Origin of the sequence: Micromonospora sp. KC721 (genome assembly GCF_004348355.1) — a bacterium.
In the GTDB taxonomy this organism is placed as follows: Bacteria; Actinomycetota; Actinomycetes; order Mycobacteriales; family Micromonosporaceae; genus Micromonospora.
Genome location: NZ_SMJY01000015.1, coordinates 35,167 through 54,767, shown reverse-complemented (window position 1 = coordinate 54,767; position 19,601 = coordinate 35,167). Strand labels below are relative to the sequence as shown.

Genomic DNA, 19,601 nt, shown 5'->3' with positions numbered 1-19,601 from the left:
GGCGGGACCTGAGCAGCGCCGCGGGGCGGCCGGGGAGATCGGGGGCGGCGCTCATCGGCGGCGAACCGGTGCCGGCCCGGTGCGCCATGCCGGCGAAGAGATCCTTCAGGGCGGCAACCGCGTCCACCGTCGGCCGCCAGCCGAGTTCGGACTCGGCGCGCTCACTGGACATCAGCGGCACGTTCAACGCCAGATCCACCCAACCCGTGTCGACCGGTTGCAGCCGGGCCCGCCAGGTCAGCGCGGCGGCGGCCCGCAGCACCGGGGCGGCCACCGGCACCGTCCAGCCCTTGAAGTGCCGGGCCACCAACTCCGGGGTCAGCACCGGGTCCGCGGCGACGTTGAACGCGCCGCGCGCGTCACCCAGAATCGCCCTGGCGTACGCGTCCGCGACGTCGTCGGCGTGCACCGCCTGCATCCGCAGCCGCCGGTTCGCCGGTACGACCGGGAGGCGCCCGAAACGCAGCAGCCGCACCGGAGCCAGCGGGCCGAGAAAGTAGCGGCTGATCTCGGTTCCCGCGTCCCGCTGGAAGGTCAGACCGGGGCGCAGCCGGACCACCCGCAGCCACGGATGCTCGGCCTCCAGAATGTCGAGCATCGCCTCCACCTCGGCCTTGTCCCGGCTGTACGACGACCCGGCCACCCCCGTCGCCGGCCAGCGCTCGCTGACCGGGTGGTCCTTCGGCCCGGGTGCGTACGTGCCGACCGACGAGGCGTACACCAGGGCGGGGACGCCGGCCCGGACGACGGCGTCGCTCACCGCGCGGCTGCCGCCGACGTTGGTCCGGCGCAGGATACGTTGGTCGTGGGTGGGCTGGATCTGCCAGGCCAGGTGCACCACCACGTCGGCTCGGGCGAAGATCGCGGTGAGTGTCCCGACCGCGTCCGGCGCCCCGATGTCGCAGGCGTGCCACTGGATCCCGTCGTACGGCGCACCGGCGTCCGGGCCGGGCGGTCGCCGGGCGACCCCGACCAGTTGCCCCTCCGGCTCCCGACGCAGCCGGCGCAGCAGCGCCGTCCCCACGTTGCCGGTGGCTCCCACGATCACGATCCGCATACCGGCTGCGGTACCCGCTGTGCCGGGTGCCAACCCCGGCACCGATCAGGGCCGCGGCGAGTGGCGTACCCAGGCTTTCTCCTGCCGGCGGCGACCCTGGGTGGCGGCCAGACAGCGCGGGCAGACGAAGCTCACCGGGTCGGCCTCGGTGAGCTGGTCGGTGGCGGTGTACTCGAACCGGACGTGCGGGAAGCGGCGCAACCGGGTACGACTGAGTTGGAGGCCACAGACGGTCGAGTTCTGGCCGGGCTGCCAGGCGTGCACCTCACCGCCCGGCTCCCGTACGCCGTCCGGCCCGGTCACCTCGCTCGACGCCACGACGGCCGGGGTGCTGGTCATCCTCATGCCCCCTCCGTTCCCCGCCCGGGCCCCACCACGCCTGTCGCCCCGGGCCCGACCGCCGGTATCCCCCGTTTACGCCATGCTGTGCCGTCCCGAACAGCCGACACCGCACTTCACCGCGGACGGGGGTCGATCACCTCGACCGCGACACCAGCACCATGTCCCGCGCCTCGCTCACCGGGAGAGGTTGAGCGTGGCGACCAGGTCCTCGTGCAGCTCGAACCAGACCCGGTGGCAGGAGTCGACCTCCATGCCGGTGATCCAGGCCGGGTCGTCGCAGGCCCGGGCGAGTGCCTCGGCGAACCGGCCGTGATAGCCGGTGAACCGGATCAGGTGCGCGGTCAGGCAGTCTTCGAGGTGGCGGAGCGCCTCGGCGATGTCGGCGAGCCGGCGGATGTCGGGATCCTGCCCGGCACCGAGCTGCCAGGTGGTGAAGATCTGCGCCGCCTCGGCATTCAGCGGCAGGAACCGTTCGTGGACACCGGCCACCGCGGCGCGCGCGGCGACCTCGTCGAGTTCGGCGCGGAGCCGACTCTCGTTCTGCCCCCGGCCGGCGTCGGTGAGCGACCACCCGACCAGGTCGGCGAAGGAGGACCGGGTTGCCCAACCGTGGGCCTGGGCATCGAGGAGTTCCTCGGTGGTCTGCCGGGCGTCGAGCTCGAAACGCGCCGCGACGGCCTCCGTGTCGGCGAATCCCTTGAGCCGGACCGCGTGGAGCACGAGGAGATCGGTGGGCGACTGGTGGGCCATCAGGAGGGCCTTGCGGTGATCGTGCCGCGTGCGCCGTCGATGGTGATCGGCGATCCGTCGGGAATGCGGCGCAGTGCGTCGCGGGCGCCGGCGACGGCGGGGATTCCGTACTCCCGCGCGACGATCGCCGCATGGCTGAGGATGCCACCGGTCTCGGTGACGACGCCGGCGGCGAGGCGGAACAGCGGTGTCCAGGCCGGATCGGTGGTACGGCACACCAGGATGTCGCCGCGCCGTACCCGCGAGAACCCGTCGACCGAGCGCACGAGCCGCGCCGGACCGAGCGCCTGGCCGGGACTGCTCGGTACGCCGGTGGCGAGAACGTGGCCGGAGCCCGCGTCGCCTGCCGGCGTCCGCGACGCCTGGAGTGTGGTGATGGGACGTGACTGGACAAGCCAGATCTGGCCGTCGGCTGCCGCCCATTCCACGTCCTGAGGCCGACCGAAGAGGGCCTCGCACCGGCGGCCGAGCGCGACCAACCGCTCGATCCCGCCGACGGTCAGGCAGCCCCGTACCCGGTCCGGCTCTGCGACGGGCGAGCCGACCAGACCCTGGTCGGACAGGTCGAGCCGGGTCTGTTTGGTACCGATCGTCACCCGGACCGTGTCCGCCGGTGGGGTCACGGTGACCTCGTCCGGAACCACCGTGCCGGAGACGACGGACTCACCGAGGCCCCAGGAGGCGTTGATCACGACCGTGTCGTCGCCGGTCCGCGGGTCGCGGGTGAAGAGCACGCCGGCGTGGTCGGCCTCGACGAGTTCCTGCACGATCACCGGGACCCTCGCCTCACCATCGAGGTCGAGGTGGGTCTGGTAGGCCCGTGCGCGCTGGGTGCCGGCTGAGGCGGCGCACCGCCCGATCGCGGCCAGCACATCGTCGACGACGCGGGCGCCGAGAACGGTTTCCAGCTGACCGGCGTAGGACACCGTCCCGGAATCCTCGGTCCTGCCCGACGATCTGACCGCGACCGCCCGGGCCGCCAGCCGGCGCAGGGACGCCGAAATCCGCCCCGGGTCGGTGGCCGGGTCGGTGACGACGAACCCGTCCGGTACGGGAAGGCCGGCACGCATCAGGGTGGCCAGGGCGTACGCCTTGCGACCGCAGGCGGCATCCGCCTCGATCAGCGGGACGACGCTCACGAACGCCCACCGAGCCGGGTGACAACGCGGTCGTGCCGCTGCTGCGCCGCCTGGGCCGTCCGCACGCCGAGCGCATCGGCGATCTGGGCCCAGGTCAGCCCCTCGGCGCGGGCGACGAACAACAGTCCTGCCTCAAGCTGGTCGAGTTCGCTGCGCCCGGCGGCCAGCAACGCGATCGCGGCGAGGAGGTCCTCGGGCAACTCCAGCGCACTCCGGTCGGTGTTGGCCCGCCACAATGCCTGGCGGATCAGCGTGACGGCGTCGTGCGGCTGGCCGTCGGCCAACCACGGCAGCCGTGGCAGCTCGTGGCCGCCACGTGCCATCAACCGTTTCCGGGCCTGATGCTCGGCGGCGCCCGCCGCCTGGTCCGCCGCTCCTCCGGTCATGCCACCACCATGCCTTTCAACAACCTGTTTGTCAACATCTTGTTGATGCCTGGGCGCGTTCGGGCTACCGTCGTACTCCGTGCACACCGTCCTCGTCCTCGACATCGACGGGGTCGTCTGCCCGGCGTCGGAGGTCAGTCCATTCGGCGGACTGGTGGAGGTCGGTGCCGTCCTTCGGCCGGTCCGCGTCCCGCCGGCGCTGTGCGCCGCGCTCGACCGCCTCGCCGCACTGCCTGACGTGACTCCGGTCTGGCTCACGAGTTGGCTGCCCGAGGCACGCCGGGCGATGCGACCGCCGTTCCCTGGACACGACTGGGAACAGATCGACCTGCACCCCGCCGAAGGCTGGCCGAAATGGCCGGCGCTGAATGCGTGGCTGGCGAACAACCCGCGCATCACCCGGCTCGCCTGGGTCGACGACGACCTCGATGGCCGCCCGCCGACGAGCCGCATTCGGTCCTACACGGATGAACTGGGTCGCCGCGGTATCGAGGCCCTGCTCATCGCCCCCGCCACCGAGCACGGCCTCGGCCCCCACCACATCGCCTGCCTGGAACACTGGATCGGGCGACCTCAGGCGCAATCGGAGCCGTGACTGCCCCTTGCCGGCTTCGGTCGGGCGAAGTATCCGGCGGCGATCGAGCAGGTAGTGGCGAGTTGGACTCTCGTTGCGGCTCGCACAGTGACGCGAGGGCCGGAAGCCGAGTCGAGTCGGTCGCCACGGCCAGGGCCGGCGGCTGATGAACGCGGCCCAGACCGGCAGAACCCCACGGCCACCCCGAGCCGCTCGATCATGGCTGCCAGGTTACGCACAGGCCTCACGTGCCAGGGCGGAAACCCTGGTGCTTGATCGCGCCGATGAACATCGTCCACCCGGGGGCGTCCACCACCAGGGCTGGACCGGCGGGGTCCTTGGAGTCACGGATGCCGACCGCGTGCGGGGTCAGCGCGACCTCGACGCACTGGGCGTTCTCGTTCAGGCTGCGGCTGCTCTTGCGCCACACCACGTGGTTCAGGAAGTCGCGGCTCATGCTGTCTTCCTCCGGTTATGGGTCGAGGTGAAGCATAGATTGACATCGACATACAGCGAAGGGGAGGGAGTGCGGATGGCTGAGGATGGCCGGGGGCGGAATGGAGGGTGGCTTGACAACCTGGGAACGTGGAGTGAGCAGCAGGCCGCCGACTTCGAGTTGGCGAGGGCGGTGATCGGCTCGGTGATCGCGGCCTACAGCAGTCGTTTGGGCCGTACCGAGGACCCCGCCGAGCGTGATGACCTACTAGCCGCGCAGCAGCGGTATATGCGGGAGAGACGCCTGCTGACCCTCGACGATCGAGAGCAGATCGAACGGATCCTGCGCGACTACCCAGCGGCGGCTCGAGAGGTGTCAGGGCTGCGATGACTACGAGCGCGGACAACTCGCCAGACCCATCATCGTGAATGCGGTGCGGGCGTTGAGTTCCAGCACGTACCACGGGTTCTTGTCGGTCAGGGCCGTGCCGGGGCACAGCGTCGGCCGGGCGGATGACTCGGAACTGTCGGGCACCGAGTCGCACGTGATGCGCGCGAATCTTCAGGTTCATCCCGTGGCGAGCTGGGCGCGGGCGTGCATGAGCGCGAATCCGAGCAGGTTCAAGCCGCGCCACTGGGCGGGGTTGCACGTGCGTGGATCCGTCGCGGCCAGGCCGATGCCCCAGATCCGGTCCACCGGGCTGGCCTCGGCCAGTATCCGGTTGCCGGTACGCGCCACGGCAAGCAACGCCGCGCCGACCGAAGCGACATCCGCAACGAGCGCACCCGGCCGGTACTTCTCGCCGCCGTACTGACGTCGTCGGCATCTTCGACTGCTTGGTCCGCCGCACAGCACGGCGGGCACCCCCTTTGGGGGTGCCCGCCGTGGACGTCAGCGAGCGATACGCAGGTCGGCTATCTTGTTGCTGTCGATGCCGGCTTGCTTGATGACGTTGAAGCCGCTGGCGCTGTTGAGCACGACATACGTCCGCGTCTGGTCGTCGACAATCGCGTAGTGCACCAGCAGGTCGACGTAGTCGTCGCCGTTGACGTCCGCAGGAGTCGGCAGGATGATCTTCGCCGCGCCCAGGCCGCCCTCGATCCGCCACGCCTCGCTGCGTACGACCGTGCCAGAGAGCCTCGAGAAGAGGTGCAGGCTGGCGCCGTTGTCGGAGAACTTCTCCTTCTCCTTGCGGAAGAGGGCGAGTTCGGCCACGGCGTCCTTGTTGAAATTCGCGACGACCGGCTCGGTTGTGGTGCTGACCGAGAAGTTCTTGTCGGCCCACTTCGCCACCGCAGTGCCGGGTGCTCCGGCGGCGGAGGTCAGGGCGACCCAGATCTGCATGCCCTTGGTGGCATCCTGGTTGATCGTGATCAGATCGGCCTTCTTGTCGCCGCTAATGTCACCGGCGACGAGCCGGCCGCCGACGAGCGCGTCCGGAGCGGTGATCTCCTTGGCCGCCCAGGTGCCGTTGGCCGCCGGGGTCAGCGTCAGCAGCACCGACTTGGCGGCCGCGTTCTTGCCGTAGATCGCCAGGTCGGTCCGGCCGTCGCCGTTGATGTCGCCGGCTGCGGCGGACTTCAGGTCGTAGCCCTTGCCAGCGGAGTTGGCCGGGGAGTCCCACACCAGCTTCGGCGTCGGCGCGGTGGCGTCGATGTTGCTGAAGAACTGGACCCGCCAGGAGGCGCCCGCGCCGTAGAGGACGGCCACGTCGCGCTTGCCGTCGCCGTTGAAGTCACCGTTGTACGGCCGCGACTTCTTCAAGTCCCAGCTCGAGCCGGACTTGTACACCTGCCGGTCGGTGCTCCACCAGCGGCCGAGCTGGCCACGGTTGATGACGGCCGTGGTGTTGGTGCCGGCCGCCTTCAGCAGCGTCATCTCCGTGGCGTCCGGAGGCAGCGACTCGCGCTTCTCCAGGTACGACCAGAGGGCACTGATCGAGTTGCTGGCCAGGGCAGCGGTGCCGGCCCGGGCGATGTTCTTGTAGCCGTCGCGGATGGCGGCGTCACGGACCTCGGTCACCCGGGCCTTGTAGCCGTCGATGATTTCCTTGTTCCGGCGTAGGCGGTCGAGTTCGACCTGCTCGTAGATGCCGGTGGCGATCATCGTTCGCCAGGACTCCGGAGAGCCGTTGAGGACCTCGTCGGCCAGCTTGGCATAGGTCAGCGACCAGAACGGCACGCCCTTGAGGCGGCGGGCGACGTCGCGGAGGAAAACGTCGTCGGTGCTGGCCATCCATGCCTCGTCGTCGACCTTGATGTCGACGCCGACGGCGTTTGCCGCCTTCTTGCGGTCGAAGCGGCGGTTGGACTCGGCTTTCTGCGCCTCGTCCTTGTCAGCGGCCTCGGCGATCAGACGGCGCTGGTCGGTGGCGTACTCGTTGGCCAGACCGGCGTTCAGGAAGGAGTCCAAGGCAGCGGGAGTCGTGGTGAACGCCTGCTCCGCAGCAGCGATGGTCCCGGTGAATTCGGCCTTGTTGTCCTTGAGGAACGACCACAGCGCAATGACGAAGTCGCGGTCGTTGGAGCCGACCAGGCGCGGCGTCACAGGCAGCTCGACGAGTTCGGCGGCCCGCGTGCGGCGCCGCTCGGCGACCTCGGCGTTCTGCCGGTCCCGGATCTCGTTGTGCAGGTCACGGCCGGCGGCCTCGTGGATGCCGCGCCGGATGTAGAGGCTGCACGCCACGCACGCCTGGAGGTCCGGATCCCAGTCACCGAGCGCGAGCAGCGCAGCACCCTTGACCTCGGTGCCCGGCCTGGCGAGCAGCCACAGTTCGAAGACGAAGTCCCGGTCGGCGAAGCCGAGCGGGTTGCTCGGTTGCGACAGGTCCAACCCGACGACCGGTGCCGCCCTCAGCTTCTCGTCGTCACTGGCGGCCGGGACGGTGCCGTCGTCGGAGATCGCCAGGGTGCGCGAGGTGCCGCGGCCGGTTGTGTCCTTCGCCGAGCCGGCGCTCGTCGACGGGGCGGCGGTGGGCGCGGGCAGTGGTACCGCGCTGTTCGGCTTCTTCTGCTCGGCGGCGGCCGCCAGGGCCGGAACCGTCAGGATGGTGGCCAGCAAAGCGATGACCGCAATGGCCCATCTCGTACGTAACCTGATTGTCAACGGTGTGCTCATCGGATCCCCCGAAGAAGTGCAACGAGTAATTGACGGTGGGCTGGTCGGTCGGGTCACCACGGACCGGGACACGGTCGCACCACGTTGACCATGTCGTTCCTGGGCATCCAGGCGACGCCCTGGGCCAGACCCTTGCCGGCTGCCCTGGAGCCCTCGATGAGCTCCCAGTTGTTCCGGTCCGCCGTGTCGATCGCGCCGTAGTTGTTCCACATGAAGGCCCAGGTGCCGGCCTTCTGGTTGTTGATGTAGCTGCTGACCTCGTTGCCCCAGTACCGGCCGTTGGACATCTTGAGCTGCCAGATCGGAAAGACATCGCAGTCAGTGCCGACGGTGAGTTTCTCTCCGGAGAATTCAGCGTCCGAGAAAAGGCAGAGGTGCTCATACGAGCAGAGAGTGTCGGGCACGCCGGCGGCCTTGGCGTTCGCCTTCGTCGACGACGGCAGCGACAGGGTCACGCCCTGCTCGGTGATGATCGAGTCCGGGCCGGCGAGCCGCGATCCGGGGTTGTGAGCGAGCAACCGCTGCAGGCGGTCATCGGGTGCGGCCTCAGCGGACGGCCCGACTCCGAATCCGATGGCTATCAGTGCCCCGGCCAGCAGGGCGCTGAGGGTACGACGACGAAAACGCACGGCTTCTCCTAGAGGCATTGAGCGGTAGGTATCCGGGCGGGCTTGACGACCTCGGCCCGGTCGTTCCACCCGACCGTCGGGAACTGCTGTGCCGGCTGGTCCGCGGCCACAGCGCGGGAGGAGTGCAGCAACTCCCACTTCGCCATGCCCTCCTCAGCCGGCGGGGCGCCACCCTTGTGCCAGATGTGGGTCCAGCTGCCCGCCGGCAGGCGGTTGATGACGCTGCTGACCTGGGTGCTCCACAGGCGCCCGTCGGAGAGGCTGTAGTGACGCAGCTCGTACACCGCGCACAGGCTGAACCGCAGCCGTTCGCCGCCGAAGTTCTCGTGCTCGAACAGGCACACGTCCTCGTACGAGCATTTGTCCTCGGCGACTCCTGCCATCGGGAAGGACAGGACCACCCCGTCGGGCAGCCGCACCGCGTTCGGCGCCAGCTTCCGCGCCCCCGGGTTGTGCTGCACGAGCCGGTCGAGGCGCACCGCCGCGTCCCGTGCCTCGGACAGCGGGCCAGCGGCGGTGGCGGCGTTGATCCGGACCACGGCCATCGATCCGGCCAGAACCAGGCTCGCGGCCAGGAACGTACGCAGCGCCGATAATCGGAAACGCTTCACGAAACCTCCTTCGGGCACACGGCGGCCCGACTGTCGTCTATGGAGGGGCATCACGGGAAGCCCTCACTATGAATGCCGAGAAATCGATGCGGGTGCCCGTACAGGTCGATCGTCGGCTACCTGACACTGAAGGTCGGCGTGAATGTCGGTCACGCCCGGCCTGCTGGCACGGCCGGCGTCGGTGGCGCTGGCGGCTGCGCCGGGGTGCCACCCCGGCGCAGCGTCGCCTCGCCGTTATGGTCAGCGCACGATGAGCCGCAGGTCCGCCCGGACCACCTGCTCAGGGGCGTTCCCGGCCACCACGGCCCGCAGCGCCGCCTCGTCGATCGAACCGGTGACGGTGACCAGGGCGGTCCGGCCCAGGTCGACGAAGTCCATCGGGATGCCGCCGGCGTACTCGATGGCGGAGATCGTCAGGTTCTCGGCGACCGGCCGGTCGGCGGCGGCGGGTACCAGGTCCGCCGCCTCTCCCCGCCGGACCGTCCCGGCGACGCAGCGCACCGTGGCGGTCAGCGAGCCCGACGTCAACTCGACGATCTCGTTGAGCTGCAACTGTGGCTGGTCAGCCATTGCCTGCCTCCCGGACGAAACGCTCGATCTGTTCAGGCGACAGCTTCGGCAGGTCGAGCAACGCCGGGGAGATGTCCGCCGTGGAGATTCGGATGGGCACTCGGAAGCCCATGCCTTTGAGGATCTCCCGGGCCCGCTTCAGCGGGATGATAATCGTCGACCGGCGCTCGAAGTCGGCGGCCGACATCTTGAGGCCAACCTCCGCCTCCTGCGGGATGAGTCCACGCATCTTCACGACGTCCTGCAGTTTACTGACCGGAACGATCACCACGACGCCCTGCCCGCTGAAGCGGTCGGAATCGGTGGCGAAGACCGTCGCCACGCCCGGGTCCCATGACGAGGGCAGCACCCCGCTGGCCACCGTGCCGGCACCACCCGGGAACCCGAGCGTGGTGCCGCGGAAAAGCCAGTTGCACTTCGGCTCGTCATCGTCGTCGCGCGGGCCGGGGTCGGCACACGTGAGGGTCGTCGACGGCACCTTGCACTTCTTCTTCGGTCCGGCAGCGGTCCGAACCAGGCCTGGTCCGGCAGCGCCGGCCCCGGCCATGGCGCCGACGAGGTCACCGGTGATGTCCTTGATCAGGCCCTTCTTGCAGTTGTCGATCTTATTGCTGACATTTCGGATGATCTTGCGGGCCTTCTTGACCGCGTCCCAGAACGCCTTGACCGACTTCGTCGCCTTGTAGAGCAGTTTCAGGGCCTTGAACGCCCGCACCGGACCCAGCTGCTCGGCCACCAGAATGAGGCAGGACAGAATCTTGCCGCTGAAACAGGCCTTGATGTCGTCGACGCTGAAGAAGTCGCCGATCAGCTGCGGGCCATACTGCACCAGGAACTGCGACGCGTCGCCGCGAGATGCGGCGATGAACGGCTCGATCGAGGCGAACTGCTCGGTGGTCAGGTAGTCCTTCGCGTCGGCCAGCATGGCGGGCGAGAAGTCGAAAACCCCGTCCAGGTCGGCGTTTTCCGACGCCCGAATCTCGGCCTCCAGCTGGGCTGCCTCGGCCTCGGCCTCGTCGGCGTACCGGTTGGCCTGCTCGGCGTACGTCGCGGTTTCTGTCGCGTACTTCTCGGCGTTGGCCGCTGCCGTGTCGGCCGCCGTCGCGTGCTTCTGGGCCTCGCGGGCGAACCGCTGCGCGTCGTCGGCGTCCTTCTGCGCCTTGTCCGCCATGGCCCGCGCGTCGGCGGCCAGGCTCTCGGCCTGGCTGGCGGTGAGACCGGCGATCCGCGCGTCCTCGTATGCCCGGTTGGAGGCCGATCGCGCCTCCCGGGCGTCCTGCCGGGCCTGGGCGTCGGCGTTGCGAGCGCTCGCCGCCGCGTCCCGGGCCAACCGCGCCGACTCTTTGGCCCGCAACGACGCCCGCTTGGCCCGGGCATTGTCCAGCGCCGCCGCCGCCGCGGACCCCGCCGCGTCGGCCGCCGCCTGGTACGCCTCCTTCATGTCCGCTTGCGCGGCCTCGGCCGCCTGCCGGGCCCGGACCGCGGCCGCGTCCGCCTCGGCGGCGCGGGTCTCGGCCGCTCTGGCCTGTTCCTCGCTGATCTGGATGGCGAGGTTCGACACCTGGGTGGCGAAGACTGCGTTGATGTCGGTGGCCGTGAACGGTGCCAGCAGCTCGACCGCAGTGGACGCCGGAATCAGCGCCGCCGTCGCCGACGAGCGCGCCGACGCCGCTGAGCGGTACGCGTTTTCCGACTGCACAGTGGCCGACGCGGCCTCGTTGGTCGCGGCGATGGTCTCGTCGCGGGTCCGGTCGGCCGCCCACAGGCTCTTGACCGCCTCGGTGGCGGCGCCCTGCGCGGCCCGTTCCGCGGCCTGTGCGGCCTGCGCCGCCTTGACCTCCTGGGCCGTTGCGGCGGCGGCCTCACGCTCGGCGGCACGGGCCGCCTGGCGGGTCTTCGCCGCCTCCGCCTCGGCCGCGCTGGCCGCCCGGTCGGACGCAGCAGCGGCGGCAGCGGCCCGACTCGCCGCCTGCCGAGCACGGGCCGCGGCCCGTTCGGTTTCAGTCGCCGCCGCACTCGCCCGCGACGCCGCTGTCGTAGCCGCGTCGGCGTTCGCCCTGGCCGTATCGGCATGCCGCTGGGCCGCGTCGGCCGCCTGCCGTGCTTCCAGGGCATTGGCATCGGCGTCGCGTTTGTCCTGGCCGGTCAGCCCGGCCGCTGCTGCGGCCTCCGCCGCCCGAGCCTGCGCCAGCGCCAGATCGCGTTCCTCTGCCGCGTCCCTGGCGAGGTCCCTCAGACGGCGGGCGTTCTCCGTCCGGGTGTACGCGTTGTCGCGGGCGGTGCGCGCCTTGTCCTCCGCGCTCTCCGCTCGGACACGTTCGGCGGCGGCGTTGTTTTTGTCCACTTCGGCCAGACCACGCAACCGGTGCGCCTCGTCGGCCTGGGCCTTCGTGGTGGCGTGGTGTCGCTCGGCGTTAGCCCGCTCGGCCTCGGCGATCTCCCGCTGGTCGGCGGCGATGTCGGCCTGCCGGATCGCCTCGTTGCGGTGGTTCCGCGCTCTGGCGGCGTGTTCCCACGCCTCCGCGGTCCGGGCGGCCGCCGCCCGGCGGTGCGCGTCTGCCCGCTCGGCAGCCTTCTCGGCGGCGTCCGCCTGCTTCTTCGCCACCGCCGCCAGCTTCGCGGCCGCGTCCTTGTGTTGGATCGCCTGCAGCTTCCACCGGCGCGCCTGCTCGGCGCGCTTGGCGGCCTCCTCGGCATTTCCGAGCGCCTTGTGGGTGGCGATCGTGGCGTCGATCGCGTGCACCGCGGTCTGCGTCGCCTGGTGCGCCGCTTCGGCCGACAACGACAGGCCCGCAGCCATGTCGGCCCACTCCGTGCCGTAGGGCAGCTTCGCCTCGTTGACCAGGACGTTCGCCGCGTCCTGCGCGACGGCGGCGGCGTTCCTGGCCTCCGTGGCGAAGTTCCGGGCGTCCGTGAGGTTCACCGCGGCCGCCGTCTTGACCGCTTCCAGGTCGCGCAGCGGGCCCCGGGCCTCGAGGATCTGCGCCGCCCGCCGGCCGTTGATCGCACCGCTGGTCATCGCGTTCGCGGACTGCTGCAACGCCTTCACACCGGCGCCGTGGGCCTGAATCAGCCGCGCCCGCGCCTCGTTGGCCTTGCGGGAGCGCACCGCCAGATCGGCGGCCTCCTCGATCGCCTTCAGCTCGGCCTCACGGGCCGCGGTCAGCTCCTCACGCAGCTCCGCGTCCAGGATCCCGGCCTCCGCCAAACCCCACTCGAAGAACTCCGTGACCGCCGCGTCCCCGCCGGCCAGAGCGTCAACCGCGGCGGCGTGCACGTTGGGGCTCTCCGCCTCGTCGGTGGAGTCGATGATCAGCTGCACGCGGCCGCGCAGCTCCGCGGCACGATCCGCCTGCTGCTTGGTCAGCTCAGCGTCGCGCTCGCGGGCGATCTGTCCGCCGTACGCCTTGAACGCCTCACGGTCACGCGGCTTCGCCGTGGCCGCCAGGACCCGCTCGACCTCGGCGTTGAACGTCGGACCGCCCGTACCCCGTAGGGCCCGGATCTCGGCAATCAGCGCCTGGTCGGCCCTCTCCCGGCGCTGCGCCGCCTTCTTGACCGCCTGGGTGTAGCCACCGTTGGGAGCCAGGAACGCGACGATGGCGGCGTCACCGGCCGCCAACGCGGCGGCCGCCGCCTCCCGCACCTCCGGGTCGGCGTGTGCCTCGGCGTACCAGCACATCAACTGGTATGTGGCGTCGTCGGTGCTGCCCGACCGCGCTGTCCTCGGCGCGAACGTCGGGTACTTGAACAAATCGTTCAGCGACTGCCCGGCAGGCTTGGCCGGTGCCGGTGCCGGTGCCGGTGCCGGTGCCGGTGCCGGTGGGGCCGGGGGTGCGGCGATGGCGCCGTCCGGTGTCAGGCCGACCAGCACGGCTGCCGCCATCGTGGTGACCACGAGGCGGCGCAGACGTCTTTTCAACAATGCGGCTCCAGTCCGTCATCGGACCCCCGTCCGGTCCGCGAGCCGCCTCAACATACGACATGATCTATGCGCAGCCGAGATTCGGACGAGTCGGAACAACGACACACGTCAGTGTCGAGTTTTGACCGATGCCACGATGGACGGTCTGAATTTCACGGAAACGGGGAGAGAAAAGCATGATCCGCACCTGGCTGGCCGGCACTCTGGTCGCCGCTACCGCTGTCACGGGCGTCGCCCTGGGCACGCCCGCGTCCGCCGCCGACGCCCGTATCGATCCCTGCGAGTTCGCGAACGGGACGTTGACCAACCTGCTGACGCCGCGGTCGCTGGCCACCCACCTCGCGGTCGCCTCGCCCTACGGCGCGGTGCGCGCCGCGGCCCTGACCGCCCTCAACTCGCCGCGTGGCGAGATCGCGGTGAAGGAGTTCATCCCGGCTGGCTGGTGCCAGGCAACGACGCGCGCCGAGCAGGACGCCGCGATGAACGACCACATCATCGCGCGGGTGCTGGCCACGCACGCGTACGAGACGTCGCCGTGGGTCTGGAGCGCCGCGAACGCCGCCAAAACGGCCTCCGCCGCGGAGAAGGAGTACTTCGTGCGCTTCGGGTTGGAGGAGGCGCGGGCGGCCGACCAACGCGCGCGGGACGAGGACGGCGCGCACGCCGCCGCGCTCAGGCAGTACGACCGCGACTACGTTGCCACCCTCCGGGACACCGCGCAGGGTGAGCAGGTACGGCTCGCCGCGGCCTGGGCTCTACGGCCGGGGGCCACCGACAGCGACATCGTCGAGTTCTACACGTACGCGTGGGCGCGGTTCGGCAAGCTCGACGTGGAGCGGTTCCAGTTGACCACGGCCGACCAGGAGATGCGCTGGTTCGCCGCGGTGGACCGGCTCAAGCAGTCCGCCCTGGAGGCCCAGGCGGCCGCCGAGACGGCCAGCGGTGAGGCGCAGAAGGCGTTGCAGCAGCAGGCGGCCGACGCGTGGGGGCAGGTGGCCGCAGGGGCCGCGCCGTCGGCGTCTGGCTGGTTGGCGGCCAAGCAGACCGCCGACGCGCAGGCGCGGCAGTGGGCGGCGGTCTACCAGTTGGCGCTGCGGCAGTCCGGTCCGAACTGGAAGGCGATGACCAAGCCGGCACGGGCCAACCGGGACTCGTGGGAGCGGGACGCCCGTAACGCCCGCGACCGGGCGGCGTACTGGCAGCAGGTGGTCACCGACGCGCTCGCCGCGGAGGAGCACATCCGGCCCGACGAAATCTAGGCCGGACCACCGAAAAGGGCCGGGTCTCCACGAAGGTGACCCGGCCCTTTCCGTGCTTCCCGAGCGTTAGCGCGAGAGCCGGGTGTTGGCCATCCGCCAGGTGCCCTTCGCCGAGGTCCACGGCTGGACCGCCGGGTCGAAGCCGCCGGACTTGGCCCGGACCGCCCAGACCGATGCCTTCGCGACGTCGTCGCGGCGCATCAGCGCCAGGTCGGTACGCGCGTCGCCGTTGACGTCGGTGGCAACCGGGAACAGCGCGTCGAACGTCCAGCCGGACGGTGAGGTCCATTTCTCCGCGAAGCTGACCGTTCCCGAGGCGATGCTGTCGTGTAGCCACACCGCTACGGTCGTGGCTGACTTCTTGCGGAACATGGCCACCTCGGCCCGGTTGTCCCGGTCGAAGTCGCCCATCACCGGGGTGCCGGCTTCAGCCAGCTTCACCGACGTGCTCGACCAGCGCTCCACCGGCGTCCCGAGACCGGTGTCCGCGCCCAGGGCCAGCCACATCTGGGCTCCCTTGGTGGCGTGCTGGACGAACGTCACCAGGTCACCCTTGCGGTCACCGTTCACATCGCCGGCCACCGCCCGGCCCGTCACCAGTGCGGCCGGCGCGGTGGCAGTCGTCTGCCGGAACGCCCCGCCCGCCTCGCCGTACAGCGTGATGAGGACCGGCTTCTTGGCCGCGTCGGTGCCGTAGACCACGATGTCGGTGCGGCCGTCGCCGTTGACGTCGGTGGCGACCGGTGTCTGTAGGGTGTGGCCGGTGGTCGAGGTGGCTGGCTTGAGTTCCCAGACGGTGCGCGGCGCGCCCGTGAAGGCGTCGACGTTGCCGAACACCTCGAGCCGGTAGTTGAAGTTGCCTACCTTGTAGAGCACCGCGCTGTCCTGCCCAGCCTTGCCGTCGAACTCGCCGTTGACCGGCTGTGCGTTCAGTGCCCGCCACCCGGCTGGCGCGCTCCACACCCGGCGCGCGGTGCCGGTTTTGCGGCCGACGTGACCGAAGACCCACAGCGTCGACGCCGCAGTGCCGTTGTCGTAGAACGCCGTCAGGTCGCTGGAGTCGGGCGGCAACCGGTCGTAGGTTTGCTCGAAGGTAATCAACGCACTGAGCTTGCCGGTCGCCAGCGCCGCGTTGGCGGCGATGGCGCGATTCTTGAACCCCTGCCGCTCCGCGTCATCCCGAATGGCCGTAACGACCGCGCGCATCTTCTCGTAGCGCTCCACGCGGCGGCGCTCCTCGTCCTGCGCGGCTACGTCGTGGATGCCCTTGTTGATGAACTCACGCCACTGGGTCGGGCCCTCGTCGTACAGCACGATGGCGATGGCGTGCGAGCAAAGCGTGTAGAACGGGTCATTCTCGATCCTGGTGTAGAGGCGATCCAGGAAAACGCTGTCGCTGACCAGGTACCACGACTCGTCCTCGTTGCCCGGCTGGCCGAACGAGATGCCGACCGCGATGCCCGCGTACTTGCGCTTGGCGCGCCGCTCGGCCTCGGCCTTTTTCTCCTGGTCACCGGCGTAGATGTCGGCCAGGTGGTCGGCCTGGTCCGGATAGAAGTAGGCGGCCCCGAACGAGGTCAGGAACTCGACCCGGGCGTCCGGCGTTGCGGTCACCGCGGCGGCCGCCGCAGCGATCGATCGGGTCGCCCAGGGCTTGGTGGCGCGCAGGTGCTCCCAGATGTTGAAGGCGAAGTTTCGGTCGCCGGAGCCGACCGCGGACGCGTCCGGGAAGGTGTAGTCCACGATGTCGGCGACCGCCTGGCGCCGATAGCGGGCCTCGAACGCGGCCGTCCGGTCCCTGGTTTCCTGTCGGATGTCCCGATCGTTGGCGGCGTAGATGTTCGTGCGGACGAATGTGGTGCAGGCGTCGCACCGATGCGTCTCCGGGTCGTAGGTGCCGATCGCCAGCTCCGCGCCGGCGCGTACCTCGGTGTCGAAGACCGCCCGGCGCCACAGTTCGATGGTGAACTGGTAGTCGTTCTTGGCGTACTCCTCCCAGGAAGACGCCGGCATGTTGACAATCAGCCCGGCCTGCTCCTTCTCCAAGATGGAGGCCTCCGGCGGCGGAGGCAGCTCCGCGGGATCACTCGGAACCTCGACGTCCGGCGGATCGTCCACCGAGGTGACGACGGCCGCGCCGGGCAGCCGGTCCGGTAGCGGAGCACCGGCGGCCGCGCCCGGCGCGGCCCAGATAATCGACGCCGCCGCAGACGCGCCTATGATCTGGCGTAGCCCCATGCTGACCCTCCCCGTCGTGGTGCCTGGTTCATTTACGACCGTGAACGCAGGCGGCTCGGATTCTGCCGGACCGAAGCTGCGGTGCGTGCCCCGAAACCACAATGTGTCGGGTTGGTGACATGCGATAACCGTCATCATGGCGGTACCCGCACAAGCCTCGTCGCACCCGGCGGGACGCCCGGGGACGGCGGGCCGCGCCCTTCCGACCGGTGTGCGTCGGCCGGGCAGGTGCTGCGCCGTCACCCTTGACTGGGAACGTCGTCACCCAGGGCAGGCGAGCGCCGGAGTCACTCGGGGTCTGCTCACTGGAGGACCACGGCGGCGACGCCGTAGTCGTCCCACCACGATGGCCGGTGCTTGCGTACGTTCCCGGCGACTCGTGTGAGCAGGAGCCAGTTGCCGTTTAGTACCAGCGCGGCGTCCTCCGGCCGGCTGGAGAGTAGGCGACCGACAGTCGTCACCATGTCGGGGATCGCGGCCTCGGGCCGGTCGTTCTTGCGCATGTGGAAGACGACGTTGACGTACGCGTCTGGTTCCCACCCCCACTGACTGCCGTCGTCGTCTTCGGCGTCGAAGTAGCCGTTGCTAACCCCGAGACGGTGATGGTGTACCCGAGCCGCCCATCGGGGCTGGCGCTGTTCGCGATCATCGAGATGGACATCGAAGACCGCAAGGTCGGACCACACCGACACATCAACTTCGTCTACGTCTGCCGAGCGAGCGGCGGCAGCCTGACGGCACAAGTGGAAGAAGTCGGCGGTGCCAGGGGGTACCTGTTGAGGACAGAACCCAGCGGAGGACGCTGGCGCAGTTTGCTCGGCGTCCTCCAGGCCAGCTCGTGCTCGCCAGCGAACTGCGGCGACGGCACACTCATCGCCGTACTGGCCTGGCGGGGTCCGCTCACCAAACCCTCTGCGTAGCCCCATAAGCGTCGGTGCCCGTTAGCCAGACGTCGGCCCCTACCTCACCCGCGTGCGTGGGCGGGACCGGCTCAACGCTCGTTGGCGAGCGCCCCACACCGCAGCCCTCAGCATCGGCGCCGACGAATGCCCTGCCCCGGCTTGCAGCCCAGCGGGCACAGGAGCAAGTGCCGGCTTGCAGCCCAGCGGGCACAGGAGCAAGTGCCCGCTGGGCCGCAGGCCGGGCGGATATCAATCCGAGTCGGGGTGATCGGGTAACCTGGTGACACTGCGGGCCGTTAGCTCAATGGCAGAGCTGAGGACTTTTAATCCTTAGGTTCTGGGTTCGAGTCCCAGGCGGCCCACTCTGCAAGCCTCCGACCAGGGCAAACGCTCGACGAAGATCATTCGGCACAACCAGGGCACAACTCAGCTTCGAACCTGGTCGGCGGAAGGTTCCCGCCGCTTGCCGTCTGCCTGCCGGAGGAGGCTGCCGACCAGGCCGCGCGGCCGGTCTTTCTTCGGCAGCCAGTGGACGTAGGTCTCCAGCGTGATTCGCAGGTTGGCGTGCCGCAGCGCCTTCTGTACCTCTTGGGGCTCCACACCGTTGCTCATCAGCGTCGTGGCGAAGAAGTGGCGCAGGGAGTGAAAGGTGCCTTCCTTGGGCCAACCGGCCGCCTCACGCCACTCCGCCCACAACTGCGACCAGTAGGTATCGTTCAGCAGCTTTCCCCGGGACGAGGTGAACAGAACCGCCACCGGACGAGTCAGCCGCTCCCCCGTCGTGATGTCAGGAAGCTCGAACTCGACGGGGCCGACATCGCTCACATGGGCGGCCAGCTCCTCAGCTACCACCGCGTCAAGATCCACGGTTCCGACCGATCCGCTCTTGGGCGTCGAGAGGTAGAAGCCGCCGAAGTGCTCCGGCGAGTGTCGCAACTGCTGGATGACGTGCAACTCCCCGTGGTCGTAGTCCACGCAGCGCGACCCGGCTTCCATGCCCAAGACCTCACCGAGACGAAGCCCTTCCCCTGCACCCAGCCAGATAGCCGCCCGAAAGCGGCGCGGCACTACCTCGGCGAGCTTGAGAACCTGGTCCTCAGTGGGAACCCACTTCGGCGCACGCGAAAGACCACGCAGGATCTGGGCGAGATTCACCCCGTTACAGGGGTTGTCGGCAATCACCTTGTCGATAACAGCGGCGTTCATGATGGTTTTTAACAGCCCAAAGTACAGGCTTACCGACGATTTCGGCGTGCCGTTATCGAGCAGCCGACTAAGCCAGGCCATCACGTCGGTCAGGTTGATGGAGCGAATTGCCTTTGCGCCGAACACAGGGAGAAGGTGCTTTCGCAAGTTCTGCGGGATGCGCCGTCGCGTTTCCGTGGCCCACCCGGATTCGCGCGATTCCCTCCACCGCTGCGCGTACTCGGCGAAAGTGAGTCGGTCCGTCTCACGCTTAGCCTTTACCTCCGCAGCGACGCCCGAACGGCATTCGAGGTCAAAGGCGTCGGCGTCGACCTTGCGCTCAAACAGCTTCTCCCGGGGTTCACCAGCGGCATCGGTGTAGCGCACCCGCCAGCGTTTGCCCCGGCCATGCCGCTTGGAGGGCAGCCGCTTCTTGTCTGGCCCGCGTTTGGTCAGGTACCACAGGTCATCGATGGGCATG

16 protein-coding genes, 1 tRNA gene and 2 pseudogenes are annotated in these 19,601 nt (G+C 69.6%); 4 read left to right on the top strand and 15 right to left on the bottom strand.

Annotation, left to right across the window (positions count from 1 at the left end; all coding sequences use genetic code 11):
• The 5 genes from E1182_RS04940 to E1182_RS04920 all read right to left on the bottom strand — a co-directional run.
• Nucleotides 1-1,057 (bottom strand): NAD-dependent epimerase/dehydratase family protein (locus E1182_RS04940; RefSeq protein WP_132261429.1); only part of this gene is annotated, 1,057 nt, incomplete at its 3' end.
• Between the two features lie 45 nt (nt 1,058-1,102).
• The gene (locus E1182_RS04935; RefSeq protein WP_132261428.1) at nt 1,103-1,402 is read right to left on the bottom strand and encodes a hypothetical protein; all 300 of its coding nucleotides are present in this window, start codon (nt 1,400-1,402) and stop codon (nt 1,103-1,105) included.
• Nucleotides 1,403-1,573: 171 nt separating this feature from the next.
• The gene (locus E1182_RS04930) at nt 1,574-2,149 is read right to left on the bottom strand and encodes a hypothetical protein (protein ID WP_132261427.1); all 576 of its coding nucleotides are present in this window, start codon (nt 2,147-2,149) and stop codon (nt 1,574-1,576) included.
• Complete coding sequence (locus E1182_RS04925) at nt 2,149-3,288, bottom strand: PEP/pyruvate-binding domain-containing protein (RefSeq protein ID WP_243706036.1); 1,140 nt, start codon at nt 3,286-3,288, stop codon at nt 2,149-2,151. Before E1182_RS04925 ends, E1182_RS04930 begins: the two co-directional genes overlap by 1 nt.
• Nucleotides 3,285-3,674, bottom strand: a complete 390-nt coding sequence (locus E1182_RS04920; protein WP_132261426.1) for a hypothetical protein — start codon at nt 3,672-3,674, stop codon at nt 3,285-3,287. Before E1182_RS04920 ends, E1182_RS04925 begins: the two co-directional genes overlap by 4 nt.
• Before the next feature lie 79 nt (nt 3,675-3,753).
• Between E1182_RS04920 and E1182_RS04915 the strand changes: the two genes are divergently transcribed.
• On the top strand, nt 3,754-4,269 hold the full coding sequence (locus E1182_RS04915) for an HAD domain-containing protein (protein ID WP_132261425.1): 516 nt from the start codon (nt 3,754-3,756) through the stop codon (nt 4,267-4,269).
• 223 nt (nt 4,270-4,492) lie between these two features.
• Here E1182_RS04915 and E1182_RS04910 read toward each other — a convergent pair whose 3' ends face one another.
• Nucleotides 4,493-4,705, bottom strand: a complete 213-nt coding sequence (locus tag E1182_RS04910) for a DUF397 domain-containing protein (RefSeq protein WP_132261424.1) — start codon at nt 4,703-4,705, stop codon at nt 4,493-4,495.
• Nucleotides 4,706-4,780: 75 nt separating this feature from the next.
• Here E1182_RS04910 and E1182_RS04905 point away from each other — a divergent pair, with 75 nt between their 5' ends.
• On the top strand, nt 4,781-5,074 hold the full coding sequence (locus tag E1182_RS04905; RefSeq protein WP_132261423.1) for a hypothetical protein: 294 nt from the start codon (nt 4,781-4,783) through the stop codon (nt 5,072-5,074).
• A gap of 177 nt (nt 5,075-5,251) precedes the next feature.
• Here E1182_RS04905 and E1182_RS04900 read toward each other — a convergent pair.
• The 6 genes and pseudogenes from E1182_RS04900 to E1182_RS30880 form a co-directional block, all read right to left on the bottom strand.
• Nucleotides 5,252-5,422 (bottom strand): annotated as a pseudogene (locus E1182_RS04900) (NADAR domain-containing protein); the annotation flags it as partial.
• A gap of 153 nt (nt 5,423-5,575) precedes the next feature.
• The gene (locus E1182_RS04895) at nt 5,576-7,744 is read right to left on the bottom strand and encodes a VCBS repeat-containing protein (RefSeq protein WP_132261422.1); all 2,169 of its coding nucleotides are present in this window, start codon (nt 7,742-7,744) and stop codon (nt 5,576-5,578) included.
• Nucleotides 7,745-7,854: 110 nt separating this feature from the next.
• The gene (locus E1182_RS04890; RefSeq protein ID WP_165942517.1) at nt 7,855-8,430 is read right to left on the bottom strand and encodes a peptidase inhibitor family I36 protein; all 576 of its coding nucleotides are present in this window, start codon (nt 8,428-8,430) and stop codon (nt 7,855-7,857) included.
• 8 nt (nt 8,431-8,438) lie between these two features.
• Complete coding sequence (locus E1182_RS04885; protein ID WP_165942516.1) at nt 8,439-9,041, bottom strand: peptidase inhibitor family I36 protein; 603 nt, start codon at nt 9,039-9,041, stop codon at nt 8,439-8,441.
• Nucleotides 9,042-9,281: 240 nt separating this feature from the next.
• A complete protein-coding gene (locus tag E1182_RS04880; protein WP_132261419.1) occupies nt 9,282-9,611 on the bottom strand; it encodes a hypothetical protein in 330 nt (109 codons plus the stop codon).
• Complete coding sequence (locus E1182_RS30880) at nt 9,604-13,536, bottom strand: hypothetical protein (protein ID WP_165942515.1); 3,933 nt, start codon at nt 13,534-13,536, stop codon at nt 9,604-9,606. Before E1182_RS30880 ends, E1182_RS04880 begins: the two co-directional genes overlap by 8 nt.
• Nucleotides 13,537-13,712: 176 nt before the next feature.
• Here E1182_RS30880 and E1182_RS04870 point away from each other — a divergent pair, with 176 nt between their 5' ends.
• Complete coding sequence (locus tag E1182_RS04870; RefSeq protein ID WP_132261418.1) at nt 13,713-14,795, top strand: hypothetical protein; 1,083 nt, start codon at nt 13,713-13,715, stop codon at nt 14,793-14,795.
• Nucleotides 14,796-14,861: 66 nt separating this feature from the next.
• Here E1182_RS04870 and E1182_RS04865 read toward each other — a convergent pair whose 3' ends face one another.
• Both E1182_RS04865 and E1182_RS31955 read right to left on the bottom strand, forming a co-directional pair.
• Entirely contained in the window at nt 14,862-17,033 is a 2,172-nt protein-coding gene (locus E1182_RS04865) for a VCBS repeat-containing protein (protein WP_165942514.1), read from the bottom strand.
• Nucleotides 17,034-17,335: 302 nt separating this feature from the next.
• A pseudogene (locus tag E1182_RS31955) lies at nt 17,336-17,649 on the bottom strand (SitI3 family protein); the annotation flags it as partial.
• 576 nt (nt 17,650-18,225) lie between these two features.
• On the opposite strand from E1182_RS31955, the gene E1182_RS04855 reads away from it, so the two are divergent.
• Nucleotides 18,226-18,297: transfer RNA gene (locus tag E1182_RS04855), tRNA-Lys, on the top strand.
• 64 nt (nt 18,298-18,361) lie between these two features.
• On the opposite strand, the gene E1182_RS04850 is transcribed toward E1182_RS04855, so the two are convergent.
• Nucleotides 18,362-19,600 (bottom strand): site-specific integrase, encoded by a 1,239-nt coding sequence (locus tag E1182_RS04850; RefSeq protein ID WP_132261416.1) that lies wholly within the window; start codon nt 19,598-19,600, stop codon nt 18,362-18,364.
• Between the last annotated feature and the right edge of the window lies 1 nt (nt 19,601).